This is a genomic window from Actinomadura livida (genome assembly GCF_014648675.1).
GTDB classification, from domain to species: domain Bacteria; phylum Actinomycetota; class Actinomycetes; order Streptosporangiales; family Streptosporangiaceae; genus Spirillospora; species Spirillospora livida.
Window position 1 is genome coordinate 299,792 of sequence record NZ_BMRO01000002.1, and the last position, 24,557, is coordinate 324,348.

25 protein-coding genes are annotated in these 24,557 nt (G+C 76.0%); 12 read left to right on the forward strand and 13 right to left on the reverse strand.

Going from position 1 to position 24,557, the window contains the following annotated elements:
* Positions 1-9 precede the first annotated feature (9 nt).
* Both IEZ03_RS04655 and IEZ03_RS04660 read left to right on the forward strand, forming a co-directional pair.
* Positions 10-810: an SDR family NAD(P)-dependent oxidoreductase gene (locus IEZ03_RS04655; RefSeq protein ID WP_184884381.1), complete on the forward strand. Its 801-nt coding sequence runs from the start codon at positions 10-12 to the stop codon at positions 808-810.
* 103 nt (positions 811-913) lie between these two features.
* On the forward strand, positions 914-1,879 hold the full coding sequence (locus IEZ03_RS04660) for a S1C family serine protease (protein WP_184884384.1): 966 nt from the start codon (positions 914-916) through the stop codon (positions 1,877-1,879).
* Between the two features lie 33 nt (positions 1,880-1,912).
* On the opposite strand, the gene IEZ03_RS04665 is transcribed toward IEZ03_RS04660, so the two are convergent.
* Both IEZ03_RS04665 and IEZ03_RS04670 read right to left on the reverse strand, forming a co-directional pair.
* Positions 1,913-2,824: a GlxA family transcriptional regulator gene (locus IEZ03_RS04665; RefSeq protein ID WP_229808013.1), complete on the reverse strand. Its 912-nt coding sequence runs from the start codon at positions 2,822-2,824 to the stop codon at positions 1,913-1,915.
* A 288-nt stretch (positions 2,825-3,112) separates the two neighbouring features.
* Positions 3,113-3,547 (reverse strand): radical SAM family protein, encoded by a 435-nt coding sequence (locus IEZ03_RS04670; RefSeq protein WP_184884388.1) that lies wholly within the window; start codon positions 3,545-3,547, stop codon positions 3,113-3,115.
* A gap of 85 nt (positions 3,548-3,632) precedes the next feature.
* On the opposite strand from IEZ03_RS04670, the gene IEZ03_RS04675 reads away from it, so the two are divergent.
* The 4 genes from IEZ03_RS04675 (at position 3,633) to IEZ03_RS04690 (ending at position 6,839) form a co-directional block, all read left to right on the forward strand.
* Positions 3,633-5,231, forward strand: a complete 1,599-nt coding sequence (locus IEZ03_RS04675) for a glycoside hydrolase family 10-like protein (protein WP_184884390.1) — start codon at positions 3,633-3,635, stop codon at positions 5,229-5,231.
* 53 nt (positions 5,232-5,284) lie between these two features.
* Positions 5,285-5,482, forward strand: a complete 198-nt coding sequence (locus IEZ03_RS04680) for a DUF3040 domain-containing protein (RefSeq protein ID WP_132054013.1) — start codon at positions 5,285-5,287, stop codon at positions 5,480-5,482.
* A gap of 542 nt (positions 5,483-6,024) precedes the next feature.
* Positions 6,025-6,162: a hypothetical protein gene (locus IEZ03_RS04685; protein WP_184884392.1), complete on the forward strand. Its 138-nt coding sequence runs from the start codon at positions 6,025-6,027 to the stop codon at positions 6,160-6,162.
* Positions 6,163-6,260: 98 nt separating this feature from the next.
* The gene (locus IEZ03_RS04690) at positions 6,261-6,839 is read left to right on the forward strand and encodes a dihydrofolate reductase family protein (RefSeq protein WP_184884394.1); all 579 of its coding nucleotides are present in this window, start codon (positions 6,261-6,263) and stop codon (positions 6,837-6,839) included.
* 40 nt (positions 6,840-6,879) lie between these two features.
* On the opposite strand, the gene IEZ03_RS37555 is transcribed toward IEZ03_RS04690, so the two are convergent.
* Together IEZ03_RS37555 and IEZ03_RS38495 are read right to left on the reverse strand one after the other, a co-directional pair.
* Positions 6,880-8,010 carry a helix-turn-helix transcriptional regulator gene (locus IEZ03_RS37555; RefSeq protein ID WP_221480724.1) on the reverse strand — a complete coding sequence of 377 codons (1,131 nt, stop codon included), beginning with the start codon at positions 8,008-8,010 and terminating at the stop codon, positions 6,880-6,882.
* A 115-nt stretch (positions 8,011-8,125) separates the two neighbouring features.
* On the reverse strand, positions 8,126-10,990 hold the full coding sequence (locus IEZ03_RS38495) for a hypothetical protein (RefSeq protein ID WP_184884396.1): 2,865 nt from the start codon (positions 10,988-10,990) through the stop codon (positions 8,126-8,128).
* A gap of 166 nt (positions 10,991-11,156) precedes the next feature.
* On the opposite strand from IEZ03_RS38495, the gene IEZ03_RS04705 reads away from it, so the two are divergent.
* From IEZ03_RS04705 to IEZ03_RS04715, 3 genes are all read left to right on the forward strand, one after another.
* Positions 11,157-12,179: an EamA family transporter gene (locus tag IEZ03_RS04705; protein WP_184884398.1), complete on the forward strand. Its 1,023-nt coding sequence runs from the start codon at positions 11,157-11,159 to the stop codon at positions 12,177-12,179.
* A 133-nt stretch (positions 12,180-12,312) separates the two neighbouring features.
* Positions 12,313-13,689 carry a VWA domain-containing protein gene (locus IEZ03_RS04710; RefSeq protein WP_184884400.1) on the forward strand — a complete coding sequence of 459 codons (1,377 nt, stop codon included), beginning with the start codon at positions 12,313-12,315 and terminating at the stop codon, positions 13,687-13,689.
* 100 nt (positions 13,690-13,789) lie between these two features.
* Complete coding sequence (locus IEZ03_RS04715; protein ID WP_221480725.1) at positions 13,790-14,776, forward strand: ARPP-1 family domain-containing protein; 987 nt, start codon at positions 13,790-13,792, stop codon at positions 14,774-14,776.
* Between the two features lie 146 nt (positions 14,777-14,922).
* Here the strand turns inward: IEZ03_RS04715 and IEZ03_RS04720 are convergent, their stop codons facing one another.
* From IEZ03_RS04720 to IEZ03_RS04750, 7 genes are all read right to left on the reverse strand, one after another.
* Positions 14,923-15,420: an acyl-CoA thioesterase gene (locus tag IEZ03_RS04720; RefSeq protein ID WP_184884402.1), complete on the reverse strand. Its 498-nt coding sequence runs from the start codon at positions 15,418-15,420 to the stop codon at positions 14,923-14,925.
* 15 nt (positions 15,421-15,435) lie between these two features.
* Entirely contained in the window at positions 15,436-16,725 is a 1,290-nt protein-coding gene (locus tag IEZ03_RS04725; protein ID WP_229808014.1) for an RNA polymerase sigma factor, read from the reverse strand.
* Positions 16,722-17,117 (reverse strand): YciI family protein, encoded by a 396-nt coding sequence (locus IEZ03_RS04730; protein WP_184884404.1) that lies wholly within the window; start codon positions 17,115-17,117, stop codon positions 16,722-16,724. Before IEZ03_RS04730 ends, IEZ03_RS04725 begins: the two co-directional genes overlap by 4 nt.
* 16 nt (positions 17,118-17,133) lie before the next feature.
* The gene (locus IEZ03_RS04735) at positions 17,134-17,517 is read right to left on the reverse strand and encodes a VOC family protein (RefSeq protein WP_184884406.1); all 384 of its coding nucleotides are present in this window, start codon (positions 17,515-17,517) and stop codon (positions 17,134-17,136) included.
* Between the two features lie 99 nt (positions 17,518-17,616).
* Entirely contained in the window at positions 17,617-17,994 is a 378-nt protein-coding gene (locus IEZ03_RS04740; RefSeq protein WP_229808015.1) for a YybH family protein, read from the reverse strand.
* Positions 17,995-18,098: 104 nt separating this feature from the next.
* A complete protein-coding gene (locus IEZ03_RS04745) occupies positions 18,099-18,878 on the reverse strand; it encodes an NYN domain-containing protein (protein WP_184884408.1) in 780 nt (259 codons plus the stop codon).
* Between the two features lie 177 nt (positions 18,879-19,055).
* A complete protein-coding gene (locus tag IEZ03_RS04750; RefSeq protein WP_184884410.1) occupies positions 19,056-20,207 on the reverse strand; it encodes an RNA-guided endonuclease InsQ/TnpB family protein in 1,152 nt (383 codons plus the stop codon).
* Between the two features lie 344 nt (positions 20,208-20,551).
* On the opposite strand from IEZ03_RS04750, the gene IEZ03_RS04755 reads away from it, so the two are divergent.
* The 3 genes from IEZ03_RS04755 (at position 20,552) to IEZ03_RS04765 (ending at position 23,024) form a co-directional block, all read left to right on the forward strand.
* Positions 20,552-21,001 (forward strand): YdeI/OmpD-associated family protein, encoded by a 450-nt coding sequence (locus tag IEZ03_RS04755; RefSeq protein ID WP_184884412.1) that lies wholly within the window; start codon positions 20,552-20,554, stop codon positions 20,999-21,001.
* A 134-nt stretch (positions 21,002-21,135) separates the two neighbouring features.
* Positions 21,136-22,311 (forward strand): AI-2E family transporter, encoded by a 1,176-nt coding sequence (locus IEZ03_RS04760; RefSeq protein ID WP_184884414.1) that lies wholly within the window; start codon positions 21,136-21,138, stop codon positions 22,309-22,311.
* Positions 22,312-22,412: 101 nt separating this feature from the next.
* The gene (locus tag IEZ03_RS04765; protein ID WP_184884416.1) at positions 22,413-23,024 is read left to right on the forward strand and encodes a hypothetical protein; all 612 of its coding nucleotides are present in this window, start codon (positions 22,413-22,415) and stop codon (positions 23,022-23,024) included.
* On the opposite strand, the gene IEZ03_RS04770 is transcribed toward IEZ03_RS04765, so the two are convergent.
* On the reverse strand, positions 23,000-23,431 hold the full coding sequence (locus tag IEZ03_RS04770) for a hypothetical protein (RefSeq protein WP_184884417.1): 432 nt from the start codon (positions 23,429-23,431) through the stop codon (positions 23,000-23,002). The two genes, IEZ03_RS04765 and IEZ03_RS04770, sit on opposite strands and share 25 nt — an antisense overlap.
* Complete coding sequence (locus IEZ03_RS04775; RefSeq protein ID WP_184884419.1) at positions 23,431-24,555, reverse strand: serine/threonine-protein kinase; 1,125 nt, start codon at positions 24,553-24,555, stop codon at positions 23,431-23,433. The genes IEZ03_RS04770 and IEZ03_RS04775 overlap by 1 nt, the downstream gene beginning before the upstream one ends.
* Positions 24,556-24,557 lie beyond the last annotated feature (2 nt).

Genomic DNA, 24,557 nt, shown 5'->3' on the forward strand with positions numbered 1-24,557 from the left:
GTGCCGGTCATGCCCGATCCCTCCCTCCCGGGCGGCCTGCTGCGCGGCCGCCGGATCCTGGTCGTCGGCGCGGGGACGCGGCCCAGCGACGAACCGGACGCGCCGGTCGGCAACGGCCGCGCCATCGCGATCACGGCCGCGCGGGAGGGCGCCCGCGTCGCCTGCGCCGACGCCGACGAGGACTCCGCCGGCCGGACCGCGGCGATGATCGCCGGCGAGGGCGGGGACGCGTGCGTCGCGGTGGCCGACGTCGGCGACCCCGAGTCCTGCGACCGGGTGGTGTCGCAGGCGGCCGAGCGGCTCGGCGGGCTGGACGGGGTGGTGTTCAACGCGGGGATCGGCATCGGGTACGGGCTGGCGGGCACGGCGCTGGCCGACTGGGACCGCGTCCTGCAGGTCAACCTCCGCGCCCCGTTCCTGGTCGGGAAGGCGGCGATGCCCGCGCTGGACGACGGCGCCGCGATGGTGTTCATCGGGTCGCTGGCGGGGACCAAGCCGGGGTCGCGGTCGCCGTCCTACGACGCGTCCAAGGCGGGCCTGGCCGGGCTGGTGCGCCACATCGCCGCCGAGGGCGCGCCGCGCGGTGTCCGCGCCAACGTGGTCGCGCCCGGCCTCATCGACACCGTCATGGGGCGCGAGGCGTCCGCCGGCGACCGGAACCGGGACCGCGTGGCGGGGCTGATCCCGATGCGGCGGCAGGGCACCGCGTGGGAGGTGGCCGACGTGGCGGTGTTCCTGATGTCGGACCGCGCGTCCTACGTCACCGGGCAGGTCGTCCACGTCGACGGCGGCCTGTCCACCCTCCGCTGACACCGCCGCTCCCGGACGCGCAGGTGGGCGCGCCCGAGCGGCGCGGAACACCTCTTCCCCTCCCGTGGTTACCGTGTAACGATGTAATCATCCGGGAGGTGCGATGATCCCCGATCCCCCTGACGGCGGTCCGCCGCTGGACGCCTACTCCCGCGTCGTGTCCGCCGTCGCGCGCGAGCTGACCCCGCGGGTGGCGGCGCTGCGCGTCCGGCACCGGGGCGGCGAGGGCGCCGGCTCGGCCGTGGCGTTCACCGGCGACGGGTTCCTGCTCACCAACGCCCACGTCGTCGGCGCCGCGCACGGCGGCGACGCCGCGTTCGCCGACGGCTCCACCGCCCACTTCACCGTCGTCGGGAGCGACCCCCTGTCGGACCTGGCGGTCGTCCGCGCCGACGGCCCCGTCCCCGGCCCGGTCACGCTCGGCGACAGCGACGGCCTCGTCGTCGGGCAGCTCGTCGTCGCCGTCGGGAACCCCCTCGGCCTGTCGGGGTCGGTCACCGCCGGGGTGGTGTCGGCGCTCGGCCGGTCCCTGCCGACCTCGCAGCGCACCCGCACCGGCACCGCCGTCCGCGTCATCGAGGACGTCATCCAGACCGACGCCGCCCTCAACCCCGGCAACTCCGGCGGCGCGCTCGCCGACGCGCACGGCCGCGTCGTCGGCGTCAGCACCGCCGTCGCCGGGATCGGCCTCGGCCTGGCCGTCCCCATCAACGCGACCACCCGCCGCATCATCGGCGCGCTCATCCGCGACGGCCGGGTCCGCCGCGCGTTCCTCGGCCTGGCCGCCGCGCCCGTGCCCGTCCCCGCCGCGCTGCGGGCCCGCACCGGGCAGGAAGCGGCGCTGCGGGTCGCCGAGGTCGTGCCCGCCAGCCCCGCCGACCGGGCCGGGCTGCGCCGCGGCGACCTGGTCCTGACCGCCGGCGGGCAACCGGTCTCGCACGCCCAGTCGCTGCAGAAGCTCATGTTCGCCGAGGCGATCGGCCGGCCGCTGCCCATCACCGTGCTGCGCAACGGCGCCATGGTCGACGTCATCGCCGAACCCGTCGAACTCGACTCCGAACACGCCTGACCCCGCCCCGCCGCCGCGCGCGGGCCGGCGGGGTCAGCGGCCGCGGAAGGTGGCCCGGTAGGCGGTGGGCGCCACCCCCACCGCCGCCTGCAGGTGCGCCCGCAGCGACGCCGCCGTCCCGAACCCCGCCCGCGCCGCGACCGCCTCCACCGGCAGGTCGGTCTCCTCCAGCAGCCGCCGCGCCCGCTCCACCCGCTGCCCGGCCAGCCACGCCTGCGGCGACACCCCGGTCTCCTCCCGGAACCGGCGGGTGAACGTCCGCACGCTCATCGACGCCCGCCCCGCCAGCTCCGCCAGCGTCACCGGCCGGTCCAGCCGCTCCAGCGCCCACGCCCGCGCCGCCGCCGTCGACGAGCCCCGCGGCTCGGGCACCGGCCGCGCGATGAACTGCGCCTGCCCGCCCTCGCGGTGCGGCGGCACCACCGTCCGGCGCGCCACGTCCCCCGCCACCGCCGCGCCGTGGTCCCGGCGGATCATGTGCAGGCACAGGTCGATGCCCGCCGCCTCGCCCGCCGAGGTCAGCACGTCGCCCTCGTCGGCGTACAGGACGGCCGCGTCCACCCGCACCCCCGGGAACCGCGCCGCGAACCGCTCGCACGACAGCCAGTGCGTCGTCGCCCGCCGCCCCTCCAGCAGCCCCGCCTCCGCCAGCACGAACGCGGCGGTGCAGATCGAGGCGATCCGCGCGCCCCGCTCCCGCGCCGCCACCAGCGCCGCCGGCACCGGCCCATCGCCCGGGCGCACCTCGTCCACCGCGGGCGCCGCCGGCACGACCACCGTGCCGGCGTCCTCCAGCACGTCGAGCCCGTGCGCGACGACCACCGCGAAATCGGCGGCCGTTACCACCGGCCCCGGCTCCACCGCACACGACACCACCTCGTACAGCGGCTCCCCGCCCGGCGACCACGCTCCCCCGAACAACTGGTGCACCAGCCCCAACTCCATCGGCTGCACACCCTCCCGCACCACCACCGCCACCCGATGCCGCCCACCCCCACCCACACCCATGGTCCGATCCTCACACACCCCCACCCCCGGCCACCCCACCCCCGGCCTCGCGCGACCACCGAGACGACGACGGAGACCACCCCACGAACCCCCGCATGGACGCCCGGCACCGGGCGCGCCACCTCCATGGACGACGACCCCTCGAACAGCGGCGCGCCGGCCGGGCGTGCCCGGTGGCTGGCGCCCGGCGGCCGCCGGTGCGGGGCGGGGCCGCCGGGCGGCCGGTCAGAGCAGGGAGAGCTGCTGCGGCGCGGCGGGCGGCGGGGGAGCGGCGCGGGCGGGCCGGTGGCGGGTGCGGCCGGTGATGCCGTACTCGGCGGCCAGGTCGCGTACGCGCTGGGAGACGGCGTCCTGGTACTCCCTGGGCGCGTACGCGCCGCCCCGGTACAGCCGCGCGTAGGGGACGACCAGGCCGGGGTGGTGCTCGCGCAGCCACGCCAGGAACCATTCGCGGGCGCCCGGACGCAGGTGCAGGGTGATCGCCGACACCGACGTGGCGCCGGCGTCGGCGATCCGCCGGACCGCGGCGCCGAGCTGGGCGGGTGAGTCCGACAGGTAGGGGATGACCGGGCCCATCAGCACCCCGCAGCCGATACCGGCCTCGTTCAGCGCCGCCACCACCTCCAGGCGGCTGCGGGGCGGCGCGGCGCCCGGCTCCACCAGCCGCGCCAGGTGGGGGCGGGGTGGTGGGCGGGGAGGTGTTCTGTACGCAGCATCGCTCCGCGTGGGTAACAATGGGCGCGCTATGTGGCGATCCAAGTTCCGAGCGGCGGCGGCGGCACTCACGGCGGCGATGGCGGCCGGTGCGCTGGCCGGCTGCGGCATCCCCGTATTCGGCGGCACCGACGAGCGCGGCGGCGGCCGCGCGCCCGTCCCGGCCGGCGCGCGCGCCGAGTGCGCCGACGTCCCCGCGCCCGGCGACTCCAAGGAGCGCGAGCTGCGCGCCATGTGGATCGCCACCGTCGGCAACATCGACTGGCCCAAGGACCCCCGCGCGTCCGCGGCGGAGCAGAAGAAGCAGTTCACCCGGCTCCTGGACAACGCCCGGCAGATGAACATGAACGCGGTGTTCGTGCAGATCCGCCCCAACTCCGACGCGTTCTACGACTCGCCGATCGAGCCGTGGTCCACCTGGATCACCGGGACGCAGGGCAAGGACCCCGGCTACGACGTCCTGGAGTTCATGCTCAAGGAGGCCCACGCCCGCAACCTGGAGTTCCACGCCTGGTTCAACCCCTACCGCATCGCCCGCCACACCGACCTGGACAAGCTGGACGCCAAGAGCCCCGCCCGCAAGAACCCCGGCTGGGTCCGCGAGTACGGCGGCGGCATGTGGTACGACCCGGGCATCCCGCAGGTGCGGGAGCTGGCCACCAAGGCCGTCATGGACGTCGTCGGCAAGTACGACATCGACGCCGTCCACTTCGACGACTACTTCTACCCCTACCCCGAGGGCGGCGAGTTCCCCGACCAGGCCACCTACAAGGCCCACGGCGGCGGGATGGACAAGGGCGACTGGCGGCGCCGCAACGTCGACCTGCTGATCGAGGACCTGTCCCGCAAGATCCACGACGCCAAGCCGTGGGTGCAGTTCGGCATCAGCCCGTTCGGGGTGTGGCGCAACAAGAACAGCGACCCCGCCGGATCCGACACCCGCGCGCTGCAGAGCTACGACGACATCTACGCCGACACCCGCAAGTGGATCGAGAAGGGGTGGGTCGACTACATCACCCCGCAGCTGTACTGGCCGATCGGCGACCCCCGCGCCGACTACGCCGAGCTCGTCGCGTGGTGGGCCGAGCAGGTCGAGGGCACCGACGTGCAGCTGACGATCGGGCAGGGCGCCTACCGCGTCGGCGCCGACGCCGCCTGGAAGGACCCCGCCGAGCTGTCGCGGCACCTCACCCTCAACGACAAGTACCCGCAGGTCCGCGGCGACGTGTACTTCAGCGCCACCGACATCACCGAGAACCGCCGCGGGTTCGCCGAGCGGCTCCGCGACGACCACTACCGCCGCCCCGCCCTGCGGCCCGCCGGCGCCGGCGGCGACGCGCCCCAGCCCGTCCAGGAGACCGCCGCCGAACCCCACGACGACGGCGTCAAGGTCACCTGGCGGCCGTCCCGCGACGCCGCGACCTACGCCGTGTACCGCGCCGACGGCGAGCGCCCCGGCTGCGCCCCCGTCGACCCCGGGCACCTCATCGCCGACGTCCGCGGCGGCGGCATCGTCGACCCCGGCGCCGAGCCCGGCCGCACCTACACCTACTACGTCACCGCGCTGGACCGCCGCCACCACCAGAGCGCCCCCGCGCGCGGCGTGACGGTCACCGCCCCGAAGGGATAATGATCATGCTCCGGGGGGAGGAAGAAGACACCTGACCCCCCGGAGGTATGAGCATGGCGCTGTCGATGGAGGAGCAGCGGATCCTCACCCAGATCGAGGTCCGCCTGAGCGAGGACGACCCGCGGCTGGCCCATCGCCTCGCACGGCTCGGCGCACCCCGCCGCCGTGCCCGCACCGTCGTCCTCGCCGCGGCCGCCGTCATCATCGTCCTCGCCGCGGTCGGCGCCGCCGTCGCGGCCGCCGCCCTATGACCCCCCGCCCCGACCCCCACGCCCCGCCCTAGACACAGCGCCGTCCGAGCGCCGCCCCCGCGGCCGGAGACACGAACGCCGAGCCCCCGGCGAGTTGCGATACTCGCCGGGGGCTCGGCGTTCAAGCCGGTGTGGTGGTCGCCTCACGGCGAAAGGCACAACGAAGCTCCAGCCCGGACCGCATGGGACCGGCGGTATTCCCCGAAGGCATCAGGTAGAGCCCGGGGGACACATGCCACACCGACCCGTCCACTGTAACGGCTCCCGGGCGGTGCCTCCTCCACCGCACCCCCCGGCGCGCCGGCCCTGGCCACCGACCACGGCGCCCGCCCCGAGGAGACCGGCAAGACCGTCTGGTTCACCCGCCTGCTCAACCCGTCCTGACCACGCCCCCGGCCCGCTCCGCCCCCGGGCATCGCCCCACGACCCTGCCGGGAATCTCGGTTCAGATTTTTTCCGCGGGGTGTCGGATGGCGCCGAGTGCGTTCGTGGCCATGGTGAGAGACCGGCAACGGGCCGGTCGCCGCACATCGGAGACAACGATGTCCGTCACCACCACCGCTCCCGCGAAGTCCGTCACCACCACCGCTCCCGTGCGGCCGCTGGTCATCGGCGGCCCGACCGCCGCGGTCGCCGCCGTGATCGTGATTCCGGTCGTCGCCCGCCGCCTGTCCGCCTGATCCCAGGGAGCCCGCACCGCCTACGACGAGGCGGTCACCCCGGCCGCCCCCTGGCCCGCAACCCCACACGCTCGGTCACCGGACACGAGGAGAACACCATGACCGCCACCTACACCTTCGACGTCTTCTCCACCCTCGACGGCTACGGCGCGCACCATGGCGACTGGGGCGGCTACTGGGGCAGGCAGGGCCCCGAGCTGCTCGACCACCGCCTCGCCCTGTACAGCGGGGATCTTCGCATGGTCTTCGGCGCCGCCACCTACCGGGCGCACGCGCAGATGCTGGCGTCCGGCACGGGGGAGCCCGAGTCCCGTGACCCGTGGGTCACCCGGATGAGGGACCTACCGGCGACGGTGGTGTCGAACACCCTGCGAGGCCCCCTCGACTGGCCCGACGCCACCATCGCGAGCGGCGACGCCGCCGACGTCGTCGCCCGGCTCAAGCGGGAGTCCGAGGTGCCGCTGCGCTCGCACGGCAGCCTGTCGCTGAACCGGGCGCTGATGGCCGCCGGGCTGGTCGACCGCGTCCAGGTGACGATCTTCCCCGTCATCGCCGGCCGGACCGGGGCGGACCCGGTCTTCAAAGGCGCGCCCGACTTCGACCTCGAACTGCTCGAAAGCCGGACACTCGACGGCCGCACCCAGGAGCTCACCTACCGGCCCGCCCTGCACGGCTGAGCCCGGTCAGCGCCCGGCACGCGGTGCGCCTCCGGCGCCGTCAGGCCTGCAGGGGGCAGCGGTCCACGACCCACACGTCCTCGTCGTCGCCCGACGGCGCCGGCGGCGGCTCGTCGGACAGCCGGTCCAGATGCCACTCGATGTGCGCCAGCGGCCCCCGCCACCCCGCCAGCAGATCCGCCAGCGGACGCGGCGGGCCCGGCGCGCCGAAGGGCCGCGGATCGGGCAGCTCGGCCTCCCACAGCGCGTCGTCGCAGCCCGCCGCCCAGTGCCCCGCCGCCTCCAGCACCTCCTGCAGGTCCCGCGCCAGATCCGCCAGCGACCGCAGCGCCATCGCGTCCTGGATCATCCGCTCCCGCGCGTCGTAGGGCATCTCCCGGCCGAACTCCGCCGGGAACGGCGGGCGGCGCCCGTCCAGGACGGGCTCCTCACCGGTCGCGGCCGCCCGGACCGCCGCGACCTGCCACCGCGTCCACTCCGCCAGATGGCCCAGGACCGCGCGCAGCGCCGCCGCGCCGCCGCCACCGCCCGGCGCCGCGGGACGGACCTCCGCCGCCGCGTCCCGCAGCCGCGACCGCACGAACTCCAGCCGGTCCAGCGTCCACGCCCGCGCCCGCGCCGCGCCCGCCGGGCCCCGCGGCTCCGGCCCCGGCGCAGGACGCGGCATCGGCACCCGCAGCGCCGCCAGCAGCTCGTCCAGATCGCGGACCTCCGCGCCCCGCCCCGACAGGTACGCCGCGCCGATCCGGTCCAGCCGGAACATCCGCGGCCCGTCCCGCATCCGGCACCACCCCACCAGGTACTCGGCGTAGGGGGCGACGACCAGGCCGTGCGCCTCCACGTCGCGGAAGCTGCGCGCCCCCGACTGGTCGGTGTAGGCCAGCCGGACCACCCGCCGGGTCCGGACCGCCTCGGCCAGCGTGTCGTGCACCGGGCCCGTCAGCGACCCCGCCTCGCTCAGCGGCTCGGGCTCCGCCGCGCCCGGCAGCGCGTGCCCGCGGCCCTTCACCTGCCGCACCGGCAGCCCGCCGTGCGTCAGCAGCTCCAGGTCGCGGCGGACGGTCCGCTCGCTGACCCGCAGCCGCCCCGCCAGGACGGCCGGATCCACCGGCTCGGGGGAGGCCGCGCGCAGCTCCGCGATGAGCGCCAGCAGCCGGTCGACGCGATCCACGAACCCATCGTGACCCCCAGGACCGACAATCCGCCGCCCGGAGGGGGCCCAGATCCCCTCAGGGCAAGGCGAATCGGGCCACCGCGGCACCCCCGCACCCTCGGGGCGGGACGGGTCAGCGGCCCGACAGCTCCGCGGCCAGCCCCTCGAAGTCGGCCGCCGTCAGCGACAGCGCACCGCCGATCGCCCGTGTCTCCTCCGCGCTGCCCAGGTGCCGTGTCGCCGCCCGGTCCAGGTAGGCCTCCACCAGCCGCGCGCCGGTCAGCCGCCCCCGCGGGCGCAGCTCCGCCACATCGCGGTCCACCACCGCCCGCGCGTCCGGCGCCAGCCGCAGCCGCCGCTCCTCGGCCAGCAGCCCCACCAGCGCCGCGCGCGCCTCCGGGGCGTTCAGATCCGGCAGCCGCACCGCCCGCAGGTCCGTCACCAGCTCCGGCGACGCCGCCGACAGCTCACCGACCCGGTCCGGCTCGCACGTCGCCAGCAGCGCGGTGTCGTTGACGCCCTCCAGCCGCGTCCGGTAGAGCACCGACGCGTACGCCGGGCCCTGCGACTCGTCCAGGATCAGCGAGTCCAGGCCGTCCAGGAGCAGGACGTGGCCCGCGTGCTCGTCCAGCACCGCGCGCAGCCCGTCGGGGCCGTGCTCGCGCAGGTCCTCGGCGTGCGCGGCGCGGACCTCGCCGCTGGAGGCCTCCACCTCCGCCAGCGCCGCCGCGACCATCCGCGCCAGCCGCCGCTGCCCGCTGGACGGCGCCCCGATCAGCAGCAGCGCCGGCGCCGACGCGCTGGACACCTCCTGACCCCGCAGCCGCCGCGCCCACTTGCCGCGCCGCCGCACCTCGGTCACCACCCGCTCGATGTCGTCGGCGCCGCACAGGAACCGCGTCCCGTACGCCTCGGCGATCTGCGGGCCGTGCTCGGGGACTCGCGCCGGCGGCATCGGCGGCGGAGGCTCGGGCACCGGCACCGGAGGCGGCGGCAGATCCGCCTGCGGCTCGGCCGCCGGAACCGGCGACGGCGACGGGGGCGGGGGAGGGGGCTCGGGCGGTGCCGCATGCGAGTCCGCGCCGGGCCACGCCGGGCCCGGGTCGAGCTGGGTCTTGAACGCGTCGGTGTCCAGCTGCGTCGCCTGCTCCGCCGCGGGCGGCGGCGCAGGGGGCGGGGCGGGAGCCGGGGCGGGCGGCGCGAACGGCGGCGGGGAGTCCGCCGTCGTCGCGTCCGCGGTCGTCGCGTCCGGCGGCGGCCAGCCCGCCGCGGGCGGCTCCGGAGCCGGCGGCGGGACCGGCGGCCCCGGCCGCGCCGGCGCCGGGGGCGCGGGCTGCTCCGTCCCGGCGGGCGGCGCCGGCGGCCGCGGCTGGAAGGGCGGCGGAGAAACCGGCGGCGACACGGGCGGAGATACGGGCGGAGATACGGGCGGGGGCGGCGCAGGGGACGCCGCGGGGCCGGGCGGTTCGGGGGCGGCCGGGGGAGGGGCGGGCGCGACCGCGGGCGGCGGGCCCGGCGCGTCCTGCGTCGGCTCGGGCACCGGCGCCACCGGGCGGTCGCCGCCCGCGGCGCGCTCGGCGGCCATGTGGGCGCGGGCGGCCTTGATGATGTCCCACGCCGACAGCTCGTCGGTCGACGGCGGGGTGTGCATCGCCGGGGACGTCAGCTCCGCCGCGACCGCCTGCGGCACCGCGAACCCCGCCGCCGGCGGCGCGACCTGCGCCAGCCGGCACCACGTCAGCCCCAGCGTGTAGGTGGTGGCCAGCAGCGCGGCCAGCGCGTCGGCGTCGCCGCTGCGCAGCGCCTCCGGCAGCCGCCCGTCGCGCGGCCACAGCGACCGCAGCGGGCTGGCCGGGTCGTTCAGCACCGCCTGCAGGGTGCGGGCGCTGTCGGGGTCGAGCCACCGCTGCAGCGCCGGCAGCGCGGCCGGCGCGGCCTGCAGGTCGGCGGCCAGCACCGCGACCCCCGCGCGGCGGACCTCGTCGTGGCCGCGGCCGGGAGGGGCGGCCCGCGGGCCGGTCAGCCCCGCGACGATCTGCTGCAGGTCGTACAGGGCCAGGCGCAGGAACTCGCCGGGCGCGGTGTCGCGGAGCATCGGCGCGGCGAACTCGGCGGGGCAGCGGCGGCGCCACTCCTGCAGGATCGCCTGCGGCCCGTACCGGACGGTGGCCATGTCCTGGTTGACCATCCGCAGCGACGCCGCCGTCACCGCCGCCAGCGCGTCCGCGCCGGGCCGGAACCGGGCGTCGGCCTGCAGGCCCGCGGCGACCTCGTACATGACGCGGGCGACGTGCGCGGCGCCGCCGCCGTCACCGGCGCCGAGGCGGTGGATGTAGTAGCCGGTCAGGGTGGCGAAGTCGGGCGGCATCATCCAGTGCAGCTGCTCCGCCGAGGTCGTCAGGAACGGGACGAACGACTCGATCAGCGGGTTCTCGGTCAGCACCACCGGGGACCCGGCGCACCACAGCAGCGCGCCCCACGCGGCGGCGACGGTGCTGGGCGTCCCGGGCTGGAACATGGGGTCGCGCTGGGTGAACTGGTTCGGGTCGACCGCGAGCGCGGTGGTGAGGGCCTGGGAGATGCGCGCCACGACCGCGGTGTCGGGCACCGGGCCGAGGAACCCCAGCGGCGCGACCCGCCCGGCGGCCAGGTCCGGGCCGGTGGGGAACAGCTGCGGCGGGACGGGCGGCGTGCCCGCCCCGGGCGGCGCGGGCACCGCGACGCGGCGGTCCTCGAACGCGGGCGGCGGGGGGCAGGGGTGCCAGGTGCCGTCCAGGCCGCACCGGTACCAGCGGCCCCACGCCCCGAACAGCCACCATTCGCCCGCGCCCCACAGCATCCGCGCGGCGATCTGGCCGGCGCGGTCGGCGGGCGGTGCGGTCTGCCACCAGGGGGAGGCGACCAGCTCGCGCACGTTGCCCTCGACCGATGCGAACAGGTCCCCGCTCGGCCCGCCTCCGGTTCCGCCGGGCGCCGCCCCGGCCGCCTGCCAGCTCATCCGGCGAATAGTAGTCCCACCGGGTCGCCGGTCCGGCATCGCCGCAGTCACGTCCCTGTATCGCCGCCCGCGCCCGCGTCCCGGCGCGCCCGGGCCGCGTCGACGTGTAAGGAGCGTTATGGCAGGATGCTCCTTGCGGGAACGGGTGGCGCGACGGGGGTGAGGCGTGGGGTCGGCGGGCGGTGCGGCGGGTGACGCGGCGCGCACGCGCGCCTGGGGCGTGGGCCTGGTCCTGGCGGCCTCGGTGTGCTTCGGCGCGTCCGGCCCGTTCGGCAAGGCGCTCATCGAGGCCGGGCTCGGCCCGCTGCAGGCGGTGTGGCTGCGGATCGCGACGGCGGCGCTGGTGCTGGTCCCGGTCGCGGTGCTCCTGCGGGGCCGCGCCGCCGCCCGCGGCCTGCGCCCCCACCTGCGGCTCCTGGCCGTCTACGGGCTGACGGGCGTGGCGGGCTGCCAGGCGTTCTACTTCGTCGCCGCGTCCCGCCTGCCGGTCGGCGTGGCGATCCTGCTGGAGTTCAGCGGCCCGGTGATCGTGCTGGCGTGGCTGCGGCTGGTGCGCCGCGTCCCGGTGCACCGCGCCGCCGCCGCGGGCGTCGCGGTCGCCATGGCCGGGCTGTCGATGGTCGTGCAGGTGTGGGCGGGCCTGTCGCTGGACCCGCTCGGCCTGGCCGCCGGGCTCGGCGCCGCCGCCTGCCAGGCCGCCTACTTCCTCATCGTCGACCGCCTCGCCGGGCAGGTCGACCCGCTGGTCATCACCGCCTCCGGCACCGCCGTCGCCGCCGCCGCGCTCACCGTCCTCGCCGCGCCCTGGGCGCTGCCGTGGGGCGTGCTGCCCGGGCCGGTCCCCGTCGCCGGGTTCACCGCGCCCGGCTGGACCCTCGTCGCCTGGATCGGCGTCGTCAGCACCGTCCTGGCCTACCTCGCCGGCGTCGCCGGGCTGCAGCGGCTGCCCGCGCAGGTCGGCGGCGCCCTGTGCTACACCGAGGCCGTCGCCGCCGGGCTCATCGCCTGGGCGGTGCTGGGCGAGCGGCTCACCCCCGCGCAGATGACCGGCGGCGTGATCGTCCTCACCGGCGCCTACATCGCCCAGCGCGCCGCGGCCCGCTCCACCGCCCCCGGGCCCGTCCCGGCCGCCGCCGCGGGCTCCGGGACGGGCCCGGGGACGGCGGCCGCGCCCGCCCTGGGACACTGACCCCGCCGCCGAACCCGCCCTGCCCGGCGGAAAGCACCGGCGGAAAGCACCGGCGGCGGGCCGCCCCGCGGAAAATGAGTGTCGGGGCGCTCACGATCATTCCTACACTCCATGGTTGCGGAGGCGAACAATCATGGACACCCCCACGCTCCTTGCCCACCTGCAGAACCACGACACCCCCCTCACCCTGCCCAGGGGAGGGACCCTGCACTGGGACGACGCGGACCTGCACCGCGCCGCGCACACCCTCGACCCCGAGGGCTACGCCCTGGCCGGCCTCGCCCCGGGCGTGCGGCCCTGGCAGCGCGCACGCGTGCTGCTGCAGATCCTCGCCGCCTCCCAGGCCGGGCTGGACGAGCGGGCCCGCGCCGTGCCGGCCCGCGTCGCCCGCGTGCTGACCCTCGGCCTGCCGCCCGCGCACGTCATCACCGTCCTGCTCGCGCTGCGGCGGCTGCGCGCCAACCACAAGCACACCACCCGCACCGCGCTCCGGTTCGTCCTGGAGCACCCCGACGCCGACGCGCTCATCGCCGCGCGCCGCCCCGCCCTGCTCGACTGCTTCGAGCACGCCCTCGGCAAGGCCGCCGCCCGCGGCTGCGCCCGCCGCATCGGCGAGGGCGACACCGGCTCGGAGTACCTGCGGCGCCGGCTGCTGCGGTTCCTCACCGCGCCCGCCGCGGCGCCCGCCCGCGTCCGCGCCCTCTACGGCGCGCCCCACCCCGACCGCCACCCCGGCCGCCACCCCGACCGCCACGACGGGCCGCAGGGCGCGCCGCGGGCGGTGCCGCACGAGGCGCCGCTGCCCGTCGACGCCCCGCGCGAGCGGCCGCGGACCATCACCGCCACCAACCGCGGCGACATCGCCGCGACCCTGGTCCACCTGTACCGGGGCGGCCCCTCCGAGGACCTGTACGCCGCGCTCGGCCGCTACGTCGCCGCCGCCGCGGCCGCGTTCCCCCGCTTCGAGGGGACCGTCGCGCTCGTGCTGGACGCCTCGGCGTCCATGCGCGGCTACGGCGACCGCGAATGGGCCGTGCTGTCGCAGGCCGCCGCGCTGCGGATGGTCCTGGCGCAGGTGTGCGCGCGGCTGGAGGTCGTCGAGGCCGGCGGCGACGAAAGCGACCCCCGCGGCGCGACCGACCTGGCCACCGGCGTCCTGGACGCCCTCGGCACCGCCCCCGACCTGGTCGCGGTCGTGTCCGACGGGTACGAGAACCAGTTCCCCGGGGACCTGGCCCGCGTCGCGGCGGCCCTGCCCCGCGCCGGCGTCACCACCCCCGTGGTGTTCTGCCACGCCCTGTTCACCGGCAGCGACGACCTCGCCCTGCGGACCCCCGCGCCGTCCCTGCCGCACCGCGGGTTCTGGCACCAGGACGACTTCGCCGAACTGCTGCCGTGGATGTTCGGGCACTGCGCCGCCGGCGCGCCCTGGCTGCGCACCGCGCTGCGCGCCCGCCTGGACGATCTCGACCGGCGGGCCGACGGCCTCACCGCCCGCCTGGCCGCCTGACCGGCCCCCATATCGACGCGTCCCACACCGGCGCCCGCGCCCCGCCCGCCCCCACCGGCGGGCGGGGCCGCGCCGCACGAAGAACGGAAAGGAGCACCGCATGGCACCGATGACGGCGCTCGACACCCTCGTCCCCGGCGCGCCCGGCCTGACCGGGCACCGCCTCGGCACCCCCCAGCAGGCCGGGGCGCTGACCATGGTGCCCGTCACCGGGCCCGCCGCCCCCGGCTTCACCCCGCCCCGAACCGGACTGAAACTGTCCAGGGTCGCCGGGTACGGGCGGGTCGAGCTGGCCAACACCGCCGAGTCCGGCGTCGCGATCGTCCCGCTGCACATCGGCTACATCCAGGACCGCGCCCAGAACCACGCCCTGTGCCGGTCGGCGTTCCTCGCGCCCGGGCAGAGCCTGATGTTCGAGGACGCCTGCTGCGTCCAGGAGTCCCAGGGCGGCTACCTCGCCGGCGCCGACCAGTGGTTCTTCATCCTGCCGGTGGAACTGCGCGCCCGCGCCCTGGAACTGCGCGGCGTCCACGGCTACGGCAAGCTGTGGGACGACATCGCCGCCCTCAACGCCCGCTACGGGCTCCCGCGCCGCGGGCACCTGGAGCAGATCCTGTCGCGCAAGCGGCCCGTGCTCACCCAGTTCCGGTCGCGGCTGGAACTCGCGCCCGGGCAGGTCGGCGCGCTGTTCTTCGTCGCCGGGACCTTCGCCGGCCTGGAGATCGCGCCCGACCCCGGCTACTTCGCCGAGATGTGGCCCGCGCTGGTGTGCTTCGCCTACGGCGCCGCCGCCTGGCACGCCGAGGCCCCGCCCGCCGACCCCGCGCCCCTGGAGACCGCCCCGTTGGAGACCGACGGGGACGGCGGCGGGCTGGACGGCCTGCGCGGCGCCCTGGAACGCGACCGCGCCGCCCGCCTCGCCCGGATCGCCGGCCGGCTCGCCGACGTGCCCGCCGGACCCGCCGAACTCCACGAGGAGGACCGCTTCCTCGACCTGCGGCTGTCCACCGTCACCGCCCCGCACCTGGCCGGGCAGATCGTCACCGGCGGCGGCCGCACCCTCTACGCGTCCCTGTTCGCCCGCTGACCCCCCGGGGCCGCCCCTGAAAAAGGGTTGCCCCGGGGGAGCGGCACCCACTTGAATCGGATGCGCGGGAACTGTGCCGGGCACGTCAGGCGGAACCCCGATTCCAGATCCGGGATTCGCGCGATGCCACGGACATCGTCAGGCGACTACGAGCCTGACGGCGCGCCGGCCGCCTGTCCCGCCCCCTCCGCGCCGGACCCGCCCGCGCCCGTCCTCTCCGGGGCGGTGCCGTGCGGGGCGGCCATGAAGGGCTCCAGCGCCGACCTCACCCGCGGCGGCATCTCCCGCTTGGACTTCGAGGCCGGGTCGATGAACACGTGCCGCACCTCCCCGTCGGCGATGAGCCGCCCCTCCACCCGGAACACCGGCCGCACCACCATGCTCGTCACCCCCAGATGCGCCACCGGCATCGACACCTCCAGCAGCTCGTCGAACCGGGCGCCCTCCCGGAACCGGATCCGCGCCTCGGCCACCACCAGGTCGTAGCCGTTGCCCACCATCTGCCCGTAGTCGCCGACGACCTCGCGCCACATCTCCGTCAGCGCCACGTCGTAGAAGAACAGGTAGTGGCCGTTGAACACCACGCCCTGCTGGTCGCACTCGCTGTACCGCACCCGCAGCCGATGCGTGAACACATCCCTCATACCGGGCATCCTGCCTCATCCGGTGAGGCGCGCGGCGCGGCCGCGCAGGTACCGCCGCTCCGGCACGCTCGTCGTCAGCCGCGCCGCCGCCCGGAACTCCGCCAGCGCCCCCGCGCCGTCCCCCGCCATCTCCAGCAGGTGCGCCCGGACGGCGTGCAGCCGGTGGTGCCGCGCCATCCGCCCGTCGCCCGCCAGCGGCCCCAGCAGCTCCAGCCCCGCCCGCGGCCCCCGCGCCATCGCCACCGCGACCGCGTGGTTGAGCCGCACCACCGGCCCCGGGTCCAGCCGCTCCAGCAGCTCGTACAGCGCGACGATCTGCGGCCAGTCGGTGTCCTGCGCGCGGGCCGCCTCCGCGTGCACCGCCGCGATCGCCGCCTGCGCCTGGTACGGCCCGAGCCGCGCCCGCGCCAGCGCCCGGGTGACCAGCGCGGTGCCCTCGGCGATCGACGCCCGGTCCCACAGGCCGCGGTCCTGCTCGGCCAGCGGGACCAGGCTCCCGTCCGCGGCGGTGCGGGCCGGGCGGCGCGCGTCGGTCAGCAGCATCAGCGCCAGCAGCCCCGCGGCCTCCCCGTCCCGCGGCAGCAGCCCGTGCAGCTCCCGCGCCAGCCGGATCGCCTCCCCGGTCAGCTCCGCGCGGTGCAGCTCCGGCCCCGAACTGGCCGTGTACCCCTCGTTGAAGACCAGGTACAGCACCCGCAGGACGGCGCGGACCCGCGCGTCCCGCTCACCCGCGGGCGGCATCGCGAACCGGCCGCCCGCGGCGCGGATCCGCTGCTTGGCGCGGGCGATCCGCTGCGCCATCGTCGCCTCCGGCACCAGGAACGCCCGCGCGACCTCCGCCGTGGTCAGCCCCCCGGCCGCCCGCAGCGTCAGCGCGACCTGCGACGGCGGCGTCAGCGCCGGATGGCAGCACAGCAGCAGCAGGGTCAGCGTGCCGTCGCCGCCCGCGGCGGCGTCTGCGGCGGCGTCCGCGGCGGGCGCGACCCGCTCGTCCGGCGGGACCCGCGCCGCCGCCCGCTCCTCCCGCCGCCGCGCCGCCGCCTCACCGCGCAGCAGATCGGTCATCCGCCGCGACGCGACCCGGATCAGCCACGCCTCCGGCCGGTCGGGCACCCCCTCGCGCGGCCAGTGCTCCGCCGCCGCCAGCAGCGCCTCCTGCACCGCGTCCTCGGCGGTCTCGAACCGGCCCGAGCGCCGCGCCAGCGCCGCCACCGCCCGCGGCGCCGACCGGCGCAGCAGCTCCTCGACCCGCCCCGCCGGGACGGCCGCGTCCCCCGGCCCGCTCACATCCCCGGGCCCGCTCACATCTCCAGGCCGGACGCCGTCATCACCGGGCGCACCTCCACCGCCGCGAACCGCGCGTCGGGAATCCGCGCCGCGATCTCCGCCGCCCGCTCCGGGGAGTCGCAGTCCACCACCACGTATCCGGCCAGCTGCTCCTTGGTCTCCACGAACGGGCCGTCGGTCGCCACCGGCACCCCGTCGCGCACCCGCATCGTCCGCGCGGTCACCGGATCGCCCAGCGCCGTCCCGGCCACCAGCTCGCCCGACTCGGAGATCTCGGTGAACAGCTCCTCGGCCCGCGCCGCCAGCGCGTCGCGCTCCTCGGGCGGCAGCGCCAGGAACGCCGGGTCGCGCAGGAACAGCGGATGCTCCCAGTTCTCGGCGTTGCTGTAGATCAGCAGCAGGTACTTCATCGCGTCCCCCTCCCGCTCACCCTACGACCGGCGGGCCGGCGACGCCGACGACGTTGCCCTCGGGGTCGGCGAACCACCCGACGCAGAAGTCGCCGCCCGTCCGCGGCTCCGGGCCCATCCGCCGCGTCCCGCCGAGGCTCTCGGCGCGGGCCAGCGCCGCTTCGACGTCGTCCACGCCGACGTAGAACAGCACGCGCGGCCCGAAACCGTCGCCGCCGCCGACACCGCCGGCGATCTCCGCCGCCCCCTGCCGGACGAACCCGTAGCCGCCCGGCCGCGACACCTCCGCGGTGGCGGCGTCGCCGACCTGGAACTCCCAGCCGAACAGCCCGCCGTAGAAGGCGCGCAGCCCCGCCGGGTCCGCGCCGAGGATCTCGAAGTGCACCACAGGTGCTCCCATGGCCGTGTCCTTTCTCCGGTCGCGCCCCATCTCGGGCGCCTCACCCAGAGGACGGACCTGGCCGCGCTCCCCTCGACATCCCCGGCCGAACTTTTTCCGCTACCGCGGTGCGACGAACTCGGGCTGGTCCAGGACGCGCAGCCAACTGCCGTCGGGCTGGCGCCGCGCGACCTGCGCGCGGGCACCGGCCCCGTCCCGCGGCGGCGTCGAGGTGAGCGCGAGGTCCCCGCTGACCAGCGTCGGCAGCGGCTCCTCCGGCTCGAAACGCGGCCGGCGCTCCAGCACCCGCTCCCACAGCTCCCGGATCGCCTCGCGCCCCACCGTCCGCGCGCCCGGCGGATAGGCCAGCACCGCGTCCGCCTCGTAGAGCGCCGCGACCCCCGCCGCGTCCCCGGCGTTGGATCGCTCCACGAAAAGCCGGGTGATGTCCTCGGGCCGCATCGCCTTTTCCGGCATGGCCTTCTCCTGCTCCGTCATGGTCCCCCCTTGTCTCCGGTCTCCGTCATCTCCATCGTCGGCGCCGCCGTCGGCAGAAGTCAAAGAGATGAAACTTCTATGGACCAGAAGAAAGGCTTATGGGTTCAGGAGCCGGGCCGCCGGGCCTGGCGCCGCTTGTCCCGCACGTAGAGGATCTTCGACTTCCCGTCGCCGGGGCTGCGGTGGTCCAGCTCGAACAGCGTCGTCGCCCGGATCAGGTCGCTGAGCTTGGCGTAGCCGTAGTTGCGGGAGTCGAAGTCGGGACGCTGCTTGGTGATGATGTGCCCCACCGACGCCAGCGCCGCCCACCCGTCCTCGTCGGACGCCCCCTCCACGGCGTTGCGCAGCAGGTTCACCAGCGACGAGTCCTGCTTCAGCGCGGCCGCGGACGACGGCGGCGCGGCCTTGAGCGCCGCCGCCTCGGGCTCGGCCGAGACCTGGTCGTAGATCAGGTTCTCGATGTAGATGAACTTGTCGCACGCCGCCACGAACGGCTTGGGCGTCTTGCGCTCCCCGAACCCGTACACGGTCAGGCCCGACTCGCGGATCCGCGCGGCCAGCCGGGTGAAGTCGCTGTCGCTGGAGACCAGGCAGAACCCGTCGAACCGGTCGGAGTACAGCAGGTCCATCGCGTCGATGACCATCGCCGCGTCCGTGGCGTTCTTCCCGGTGGTGTAGGCGAACTGCTGCACCGGCTGGATCGACTGGTCGAGCAGATGCTCCTTCCAGCTCCGCAGGCTCGTCCCCGTCCAGTCGCCGTAGGCGCGCTTGACGTGGGCGGTGCCGTACTTGGCGACCTCCGCCAGCAGCCCCTCGATCATCGCCGCCTGGGCGTTGTCGGCGTCGATGAGCACCGCCAGCCGGTCGGCGTTGTCGTTGACCATGTCACTCCCTCCCCGGGGCCTCCGCGCCGCGGGCCGACCGCGTCGATCCGCCCGTCACTTGCCCTGTGCATTCCCGTGCCGCCTTGACGCGCTCCCCGGTCTGAAGGCCGGGGATTCAGCCTGTGTCGCGTGTGCGGCACTTCTGCGGCTTCCTGTTTCACCGGGTCCCGCCCTCCGCTACGCGGAAGGTCTTACGGTCCCTCCGCAGGCGTCTAGCCTGTCCGCCCGTCCGGCGGCCGGAATGTTCTTTGCGGCGTTTAAGTCGCGGTCGTGGACCGCGCCGCACGGACACGCCCACTTGCGGACGTTCGGCGGCATGGCCTGGGCGACCGTCCCACACGCCCCGCAGAGCTTGGAGGAGGGGAACCAGCGGTCCACCTGCGCGAAGGTACGACCGTACCGGGCCGCCTTGTACTCCAGCATTCCGACGAACTGGGACCAGCCCGCGTCGTGCACGCTCTTGGCCAACCGGGTGCGGGCGAGGCCGTTCACCGCGAGGTCCTCCACGTAGACCGCTTGGTTGTCGCGGACCAGCCGGGTGGACAGCTTGTGGTGATGGTCCCGCCGCGCATCGGCCACGCGGGCATGCAGCCGCGCGACCCGGGCGGCCGCCTTCTTCCGATTCGCCGACCCTTTCTGCTTGCGCGACAGCGCCTGCTGCGCTTTGCGGAGACGGCGTTCGGCGCGGCGCAGGAACCTCGGGCTGGTGATCTTCCGGCCGTCCGACAGCACCGCGAAATGCGTCAACCCGAGATCGATGCCGACCTCGGCGGTCGTCTCCGGCAGGGGTTGGTCGGTCGTCTCGACCACGAACGAGGCGAAGTACCGTCCGGCCGCGTCCTTGATCACCGTCACGCTCGACGGCTCCGACGGCAGCGGACGGGACCAGCGCACCCGCACGTCCCCGATCTTCGGCAGGCGCAGCTTCCCGCACGCGGTGACCTTGAAGCGGGCGTTGCGGGTGAACCGGATCGCCTGCCGCTGGTCCTTGCGCGACCGGAACCGGGGCGGCGCGACCTTCCCCTCTTTCCGCTTGCCCGACACCGATGCGAACAAGTTCCGGTAGGCGGTGTTCAGGTCCGCCAGCGCCTGTTGAAGGACGACGGCCGAGACCTCGCCCAGCCATGCCCGCTCGGTGGTCTTCTTCGCCTCGGTGATGACCAGCTTGGACAGGTCGCCGTCCGACAGGTACGGCATCCCGGCCGCGTGCGCCTCCCGCCGTGCGCGGAGCGCGTCGTTGTACACCGTCCGCGCGCACCCCAACGCCCGCGCCAGCGACTGCTGCTGGCCGGGGGTCGGGTAGAGCCGGAACTGGTACCTGAGCTGCACGCCGTGACCCTACCAACGGTGTATGGCTGGACATAGCGACATCAGGGCCGGCAGGGACTGCGTCTTCGTCCTGCACGCAAACTTGGTCTTCGTGACCAAGTTCCGACATCCGGTGTTCACGGGGACACATCTGGAGCGTGGGCGGCGCACCCCTCACCGTGCTGCGGCAGTACATCGAGCAGCAGAACCGGCCGGGTTAGAGCACGCCCGGGTCTGGCCGCCCTCGGGGGCGCGGTGGTGAACGCCGTCGGGCGGCTGGGCCGGCTCGGCGCCGCGCTGGCCGGGGTGGTCGTGCCCGGTCCCCGCAGGCGCCGGTTGTCGGTGCGGAGTGCCATCCTGGGACGATGATGCACTTCGCGGACGCCGCCGAGTGGGAGGCGTGGCTGGCCGCCGACCACGAGAGCGACGGCGGCGCCTGGCTGAAGATCGCCAAAAAGGGGTCGGCGGCCACCTCCGTGACGATCGGCGAGGCGCTGGACGTCGCGTTGTGCTACGGGTGGATCGACAGCCAGCGGAAGTCCTGCGACGAGCACTTCTACCTGCAGCGGTACTCGCGCCGCCGCAAGGGCAGCCCGTGGTCGCGGGTCAACGTCGAGCGGGTCGAGGCGCTGACCGCGGCCGGGCGGATGCGTCCGCCCGGCCTCGCCGAGGTCGCCGCCGCGAAGGCCGACGGCAGGTGGGACGCCGCCTACACCGCCCAGCGCCACGCCGACGTCGCCACCGGCGACCTCGCCGCCCAGGCCGCCCTGGAGGACCCGTACGTGCGCGGCTTCTTCCAGCCGAGCGGCCACTGACCCCGCACGGCCGTTGCCGGCACGGGCGCGTGCCGGGGAGGGCGCGGGCGGCTTCTCCATTTCCCCGTAAAGATCGGGCACGGGGCGGGGCGGGACGTCCGGAATGCGCGGCGGGGCACGGTTAGCGTGCGGGCATGGCGCAGCCGTCCGGCGACACGCCCGCCGACGTCCCGCCCGGGATCCGCGCCGCACCGGACGGCGGCGGCGCGCACAGGATGCCGCCCTGGCTGCCGAAGGCGTTCGTGCTCGCCGGGGCCGTCGTGCTGGGCTTCATGGCGCTGCTGTGGCTGCTGCAGCGGCTGCGGGAGCTGCTGCTGCTCCTGCTGATCTCGCTGTTCCTGTCGTTCGCGATCGAACCGGCCGTCAACTGGCTGGCCCGGCACCGGTGGCGGCGCGGCCCCGCCACCGCGGTGATGTTCCTGGTCATCGGGGTGCTGGGCGCGGGGTTCCTCGGCGGCATCGGGTCGCTGCTGGCCCTGCAGGCCGCCAACCTCATCGAGGGGTTCCCCGGATACGTCCGCCAGGTCACCGGATGGGTCAACTCCACCTTCGGCACCGACCTGCGGCAGGACAACCTGCTGGAGCGGCTGCCCACCGTCACCGGCGGCATGTCGCGGTACCTGTCGTCGCTCGCGACCAACGTGCTGGGGATCGGCGCCACCGCGTTCGGCGTGGTGTTCAAGGCCCTCGGCGTGCTGCTGTTCACCTTCTACCTGTCGGCCGAGGGCCCGCGGTTCCGCCGGACGGTGTGCTCGCTGCTGCCGCCCCGCCACCAGCTTCAGGTGCTGCGGGCCTGGGAGATCGCCGTCAACAAGACCGGCGGGTACATCTACTCGCGCGGGCTGCTGGCCCTGATCTCGGGCATCGCGCACTACGCCGTCATGGCCGTGCTCGGCGTCCCGTACGCGGCCGTCCTGGCGGTGTGGGCCGGGGTGGTGTCGCAGTTCATCCCCGCCATCGGCACCTACCTCGCCGGCGCGGTGCCCGTGCTGATCGCGCTGACCGTGGGGGCCTCGACCGCGCTGTGGGTGCTGCTGTTCATCCTCGGCTACCAGCAACTCGAGAACTACCTGCTGCAGCCCCGCATCACCGCCCGCACCGTCGACGTCCACCCCGCCGTCGCGTTCGGGCTCGTCCTGGCCGGCGCCGCCGTCGCCGGGCCCATCGGGGTGCTGCTGGCCGTGCCGTTCGGCGCGACCCTCCAGGCGTTCGGCAGCGCCTTCGTCCCCCGCTACGGCATCGAGGAGCACCCGCTGACCGAACCCGACCCGCCCGGCGGGCACTGGTGGCGCTGGCTGCGCCGCAACTGAACCGGCGGGCGCCGAACCGCCGGGCTCCGAAACGGCCGGGGCGGTGACCTGGTCCGGTCAGCGGCGCCGGGCCGCCGGCGGTGAGCGCTTATTTTCGGGGGATGGCGGAGTTCGCGCGGCGGAACCTGTGGCTGCTGCTGGCGGTCGCCGTCGCGGTCGCCGGATCGGCGGCCTGGCACCTGAGCACCGGCCCCGAACGCGTCGACTGGCTGCCGCCGCGGACCACCGGGCAGGACTGGTACCCGGTGTGCGAGGGGACGGCGTTCACCCGCGCCGCCGCCTACCGGGGCGGCGGACCCCACCCGATCGTGATCTACGGCGGGATCGGCGCGGGCGCCGGCGCCTCCGTGGACCCCGACAAGCCGCCGTCCACGTGGCGGCCCGGCACCCCCGCGCAGGTGCGGCTGGTGTCGTGCGCGGAGCCGATCGGGGAGCGCGGCGGGCTGGAGGAGGTCGCGAGCTGCCCGAAGTACGCCAGGCGCACCGTCTTCAGCTACGCACCCGCCGGCACCGCGCCGATGTACCGGACGCGGTACCTGGTCCGGCTGCTGGAGGCCCGCACCGGGCGGGAGGTGCGCCGCTTCGAGATCACCGGCGCCGACGAGGTGTGCCCCGCCAACCCGCCCCAGCGGACGTTCACGCTGCAGACGGGGATCCTGCCGTCGCAGTACCGGGCGGTGCTGGCCCCCTACGTCGAGGGCCCCGCCCGCTGAGAGCGCGCCCAGTCCGGCGTCCGCCGCCACGCCCGGACCGCGCGCGGCGCCAGCGTCACCGCCGTCCACACGACCGCGGCCGCCGGTACCCACGCGACCGGCGCGCCCGTCACCGCGAACTTCACCAGCACCGCCGCCAGCACCGCCGGCGCCGCGAGCACCGTCGCCTGCCAGCCGCGCCGGTCCCGGCGCGCCGGGCGGATCAGCGCGACCGCCGTCACCGCGCCCAGGCCCAGCGCCCACGCCAGCCGCGGCCAGTACGGGGCGGGGTCGCCGCCGGTCGACGCGAGCGCCGCCACCCCCGCCATCACCGCCAGCGCGCCCGCCAGCCGCAGCAGCGCCCGCGCCGGGCCCACCCTGCCGGGCGCCCACGGCGCCGCCTCGCCGTGCACCGCCGGAGCCGGCATCAGCAGTCGTCCTCCAGCATGCACGGGGAGATCGACGGCAGCGGGACCCGCGGCACCAGCGTCGGCGGCAGGGTCGGCAGGAACGTCGGCGCCCCCGGCTGCAGGAACGTCGGCTCCGCGGGCGGCTCGGGCGTCCCGGTGCGGGGGGCCACCGCCGGCACCACCTCGGCGTCCGGGCCCGTGCACCCGCGCAGCGGCACCGACACCACCGCAAGCACGCCCACCGCCACCAGCGCCGCGCGCGCCGGCCGCCACCAGCGCGGATCGTCCGCCGGCGGCGGCGCGGACGGCGCGGTCAGCTCGGGATCGCGCAGCGCCTCGCGCGCCCGCTCGGCGGTCGTGCGGCGCGCCGGGTCGGCGGCCAGCAGCCCCATCACCAGGTCCGCGAGGCGGGGCGGGCCCGGGGGCGGCGGCGGGGTGTCGGTGAGCACCGCGCCCAGCGCCGCCATCGGCTCCTTGCGGGAGAACGGAGCCTTCCCCGCCAGCGCCGCGTACAGCAGCACCCCCAGCGCGAACAGGTCCGACGGCGGCTCGGCCGGCTCACCGCGCAGCCGCTCGGGCGCGATGTAGCCGGGCGTGCCGATCGGATACCCGGTCCGGGTGATCTTCTCCTCGTCGTCCATGGCGGCGATGCCGAAGTCGGTGAGGACGATCCGCCCGTCGTCGCAGCAGAACACGTTGCCCGGCTTGACGTCGCGGTGCACGACTCCGTGCGAGTGCGCCGCGCACAGCGCCTCCAGGACCCCGCGGCCGATCTCGGCGACCCGCACGGGCGGCAGCGCGCCCTGCCGGCGGATCTCGGTGTCCAGCCCGTGCCCCGACAGCAGCTCCATCACGATCCAGGGCCGGCCGCCCTCGGCGAACACGTCGTGGACGCGGATCGCGTTCGGGTGGCGGACCCGGGCGGCGGCGCGCCCCTCCCGTAGCGCCCGCTCCACCAGCATCGCGCGCTGCCCCGCGGACGTCCCGGCGGGCAGCAGCAGCTCCTTCACCGCCACCTCCCGCTCCAGGACGGTGTCGGTCGCGCGCCACACCGCGCCCATCCCGCCGCGGCCCAGCAGGCCCTCCAGCCGGTACCGCTCCCGCAGCACGGTCACCCCGTCGCCCCCATGCCTGTCGTTCATCC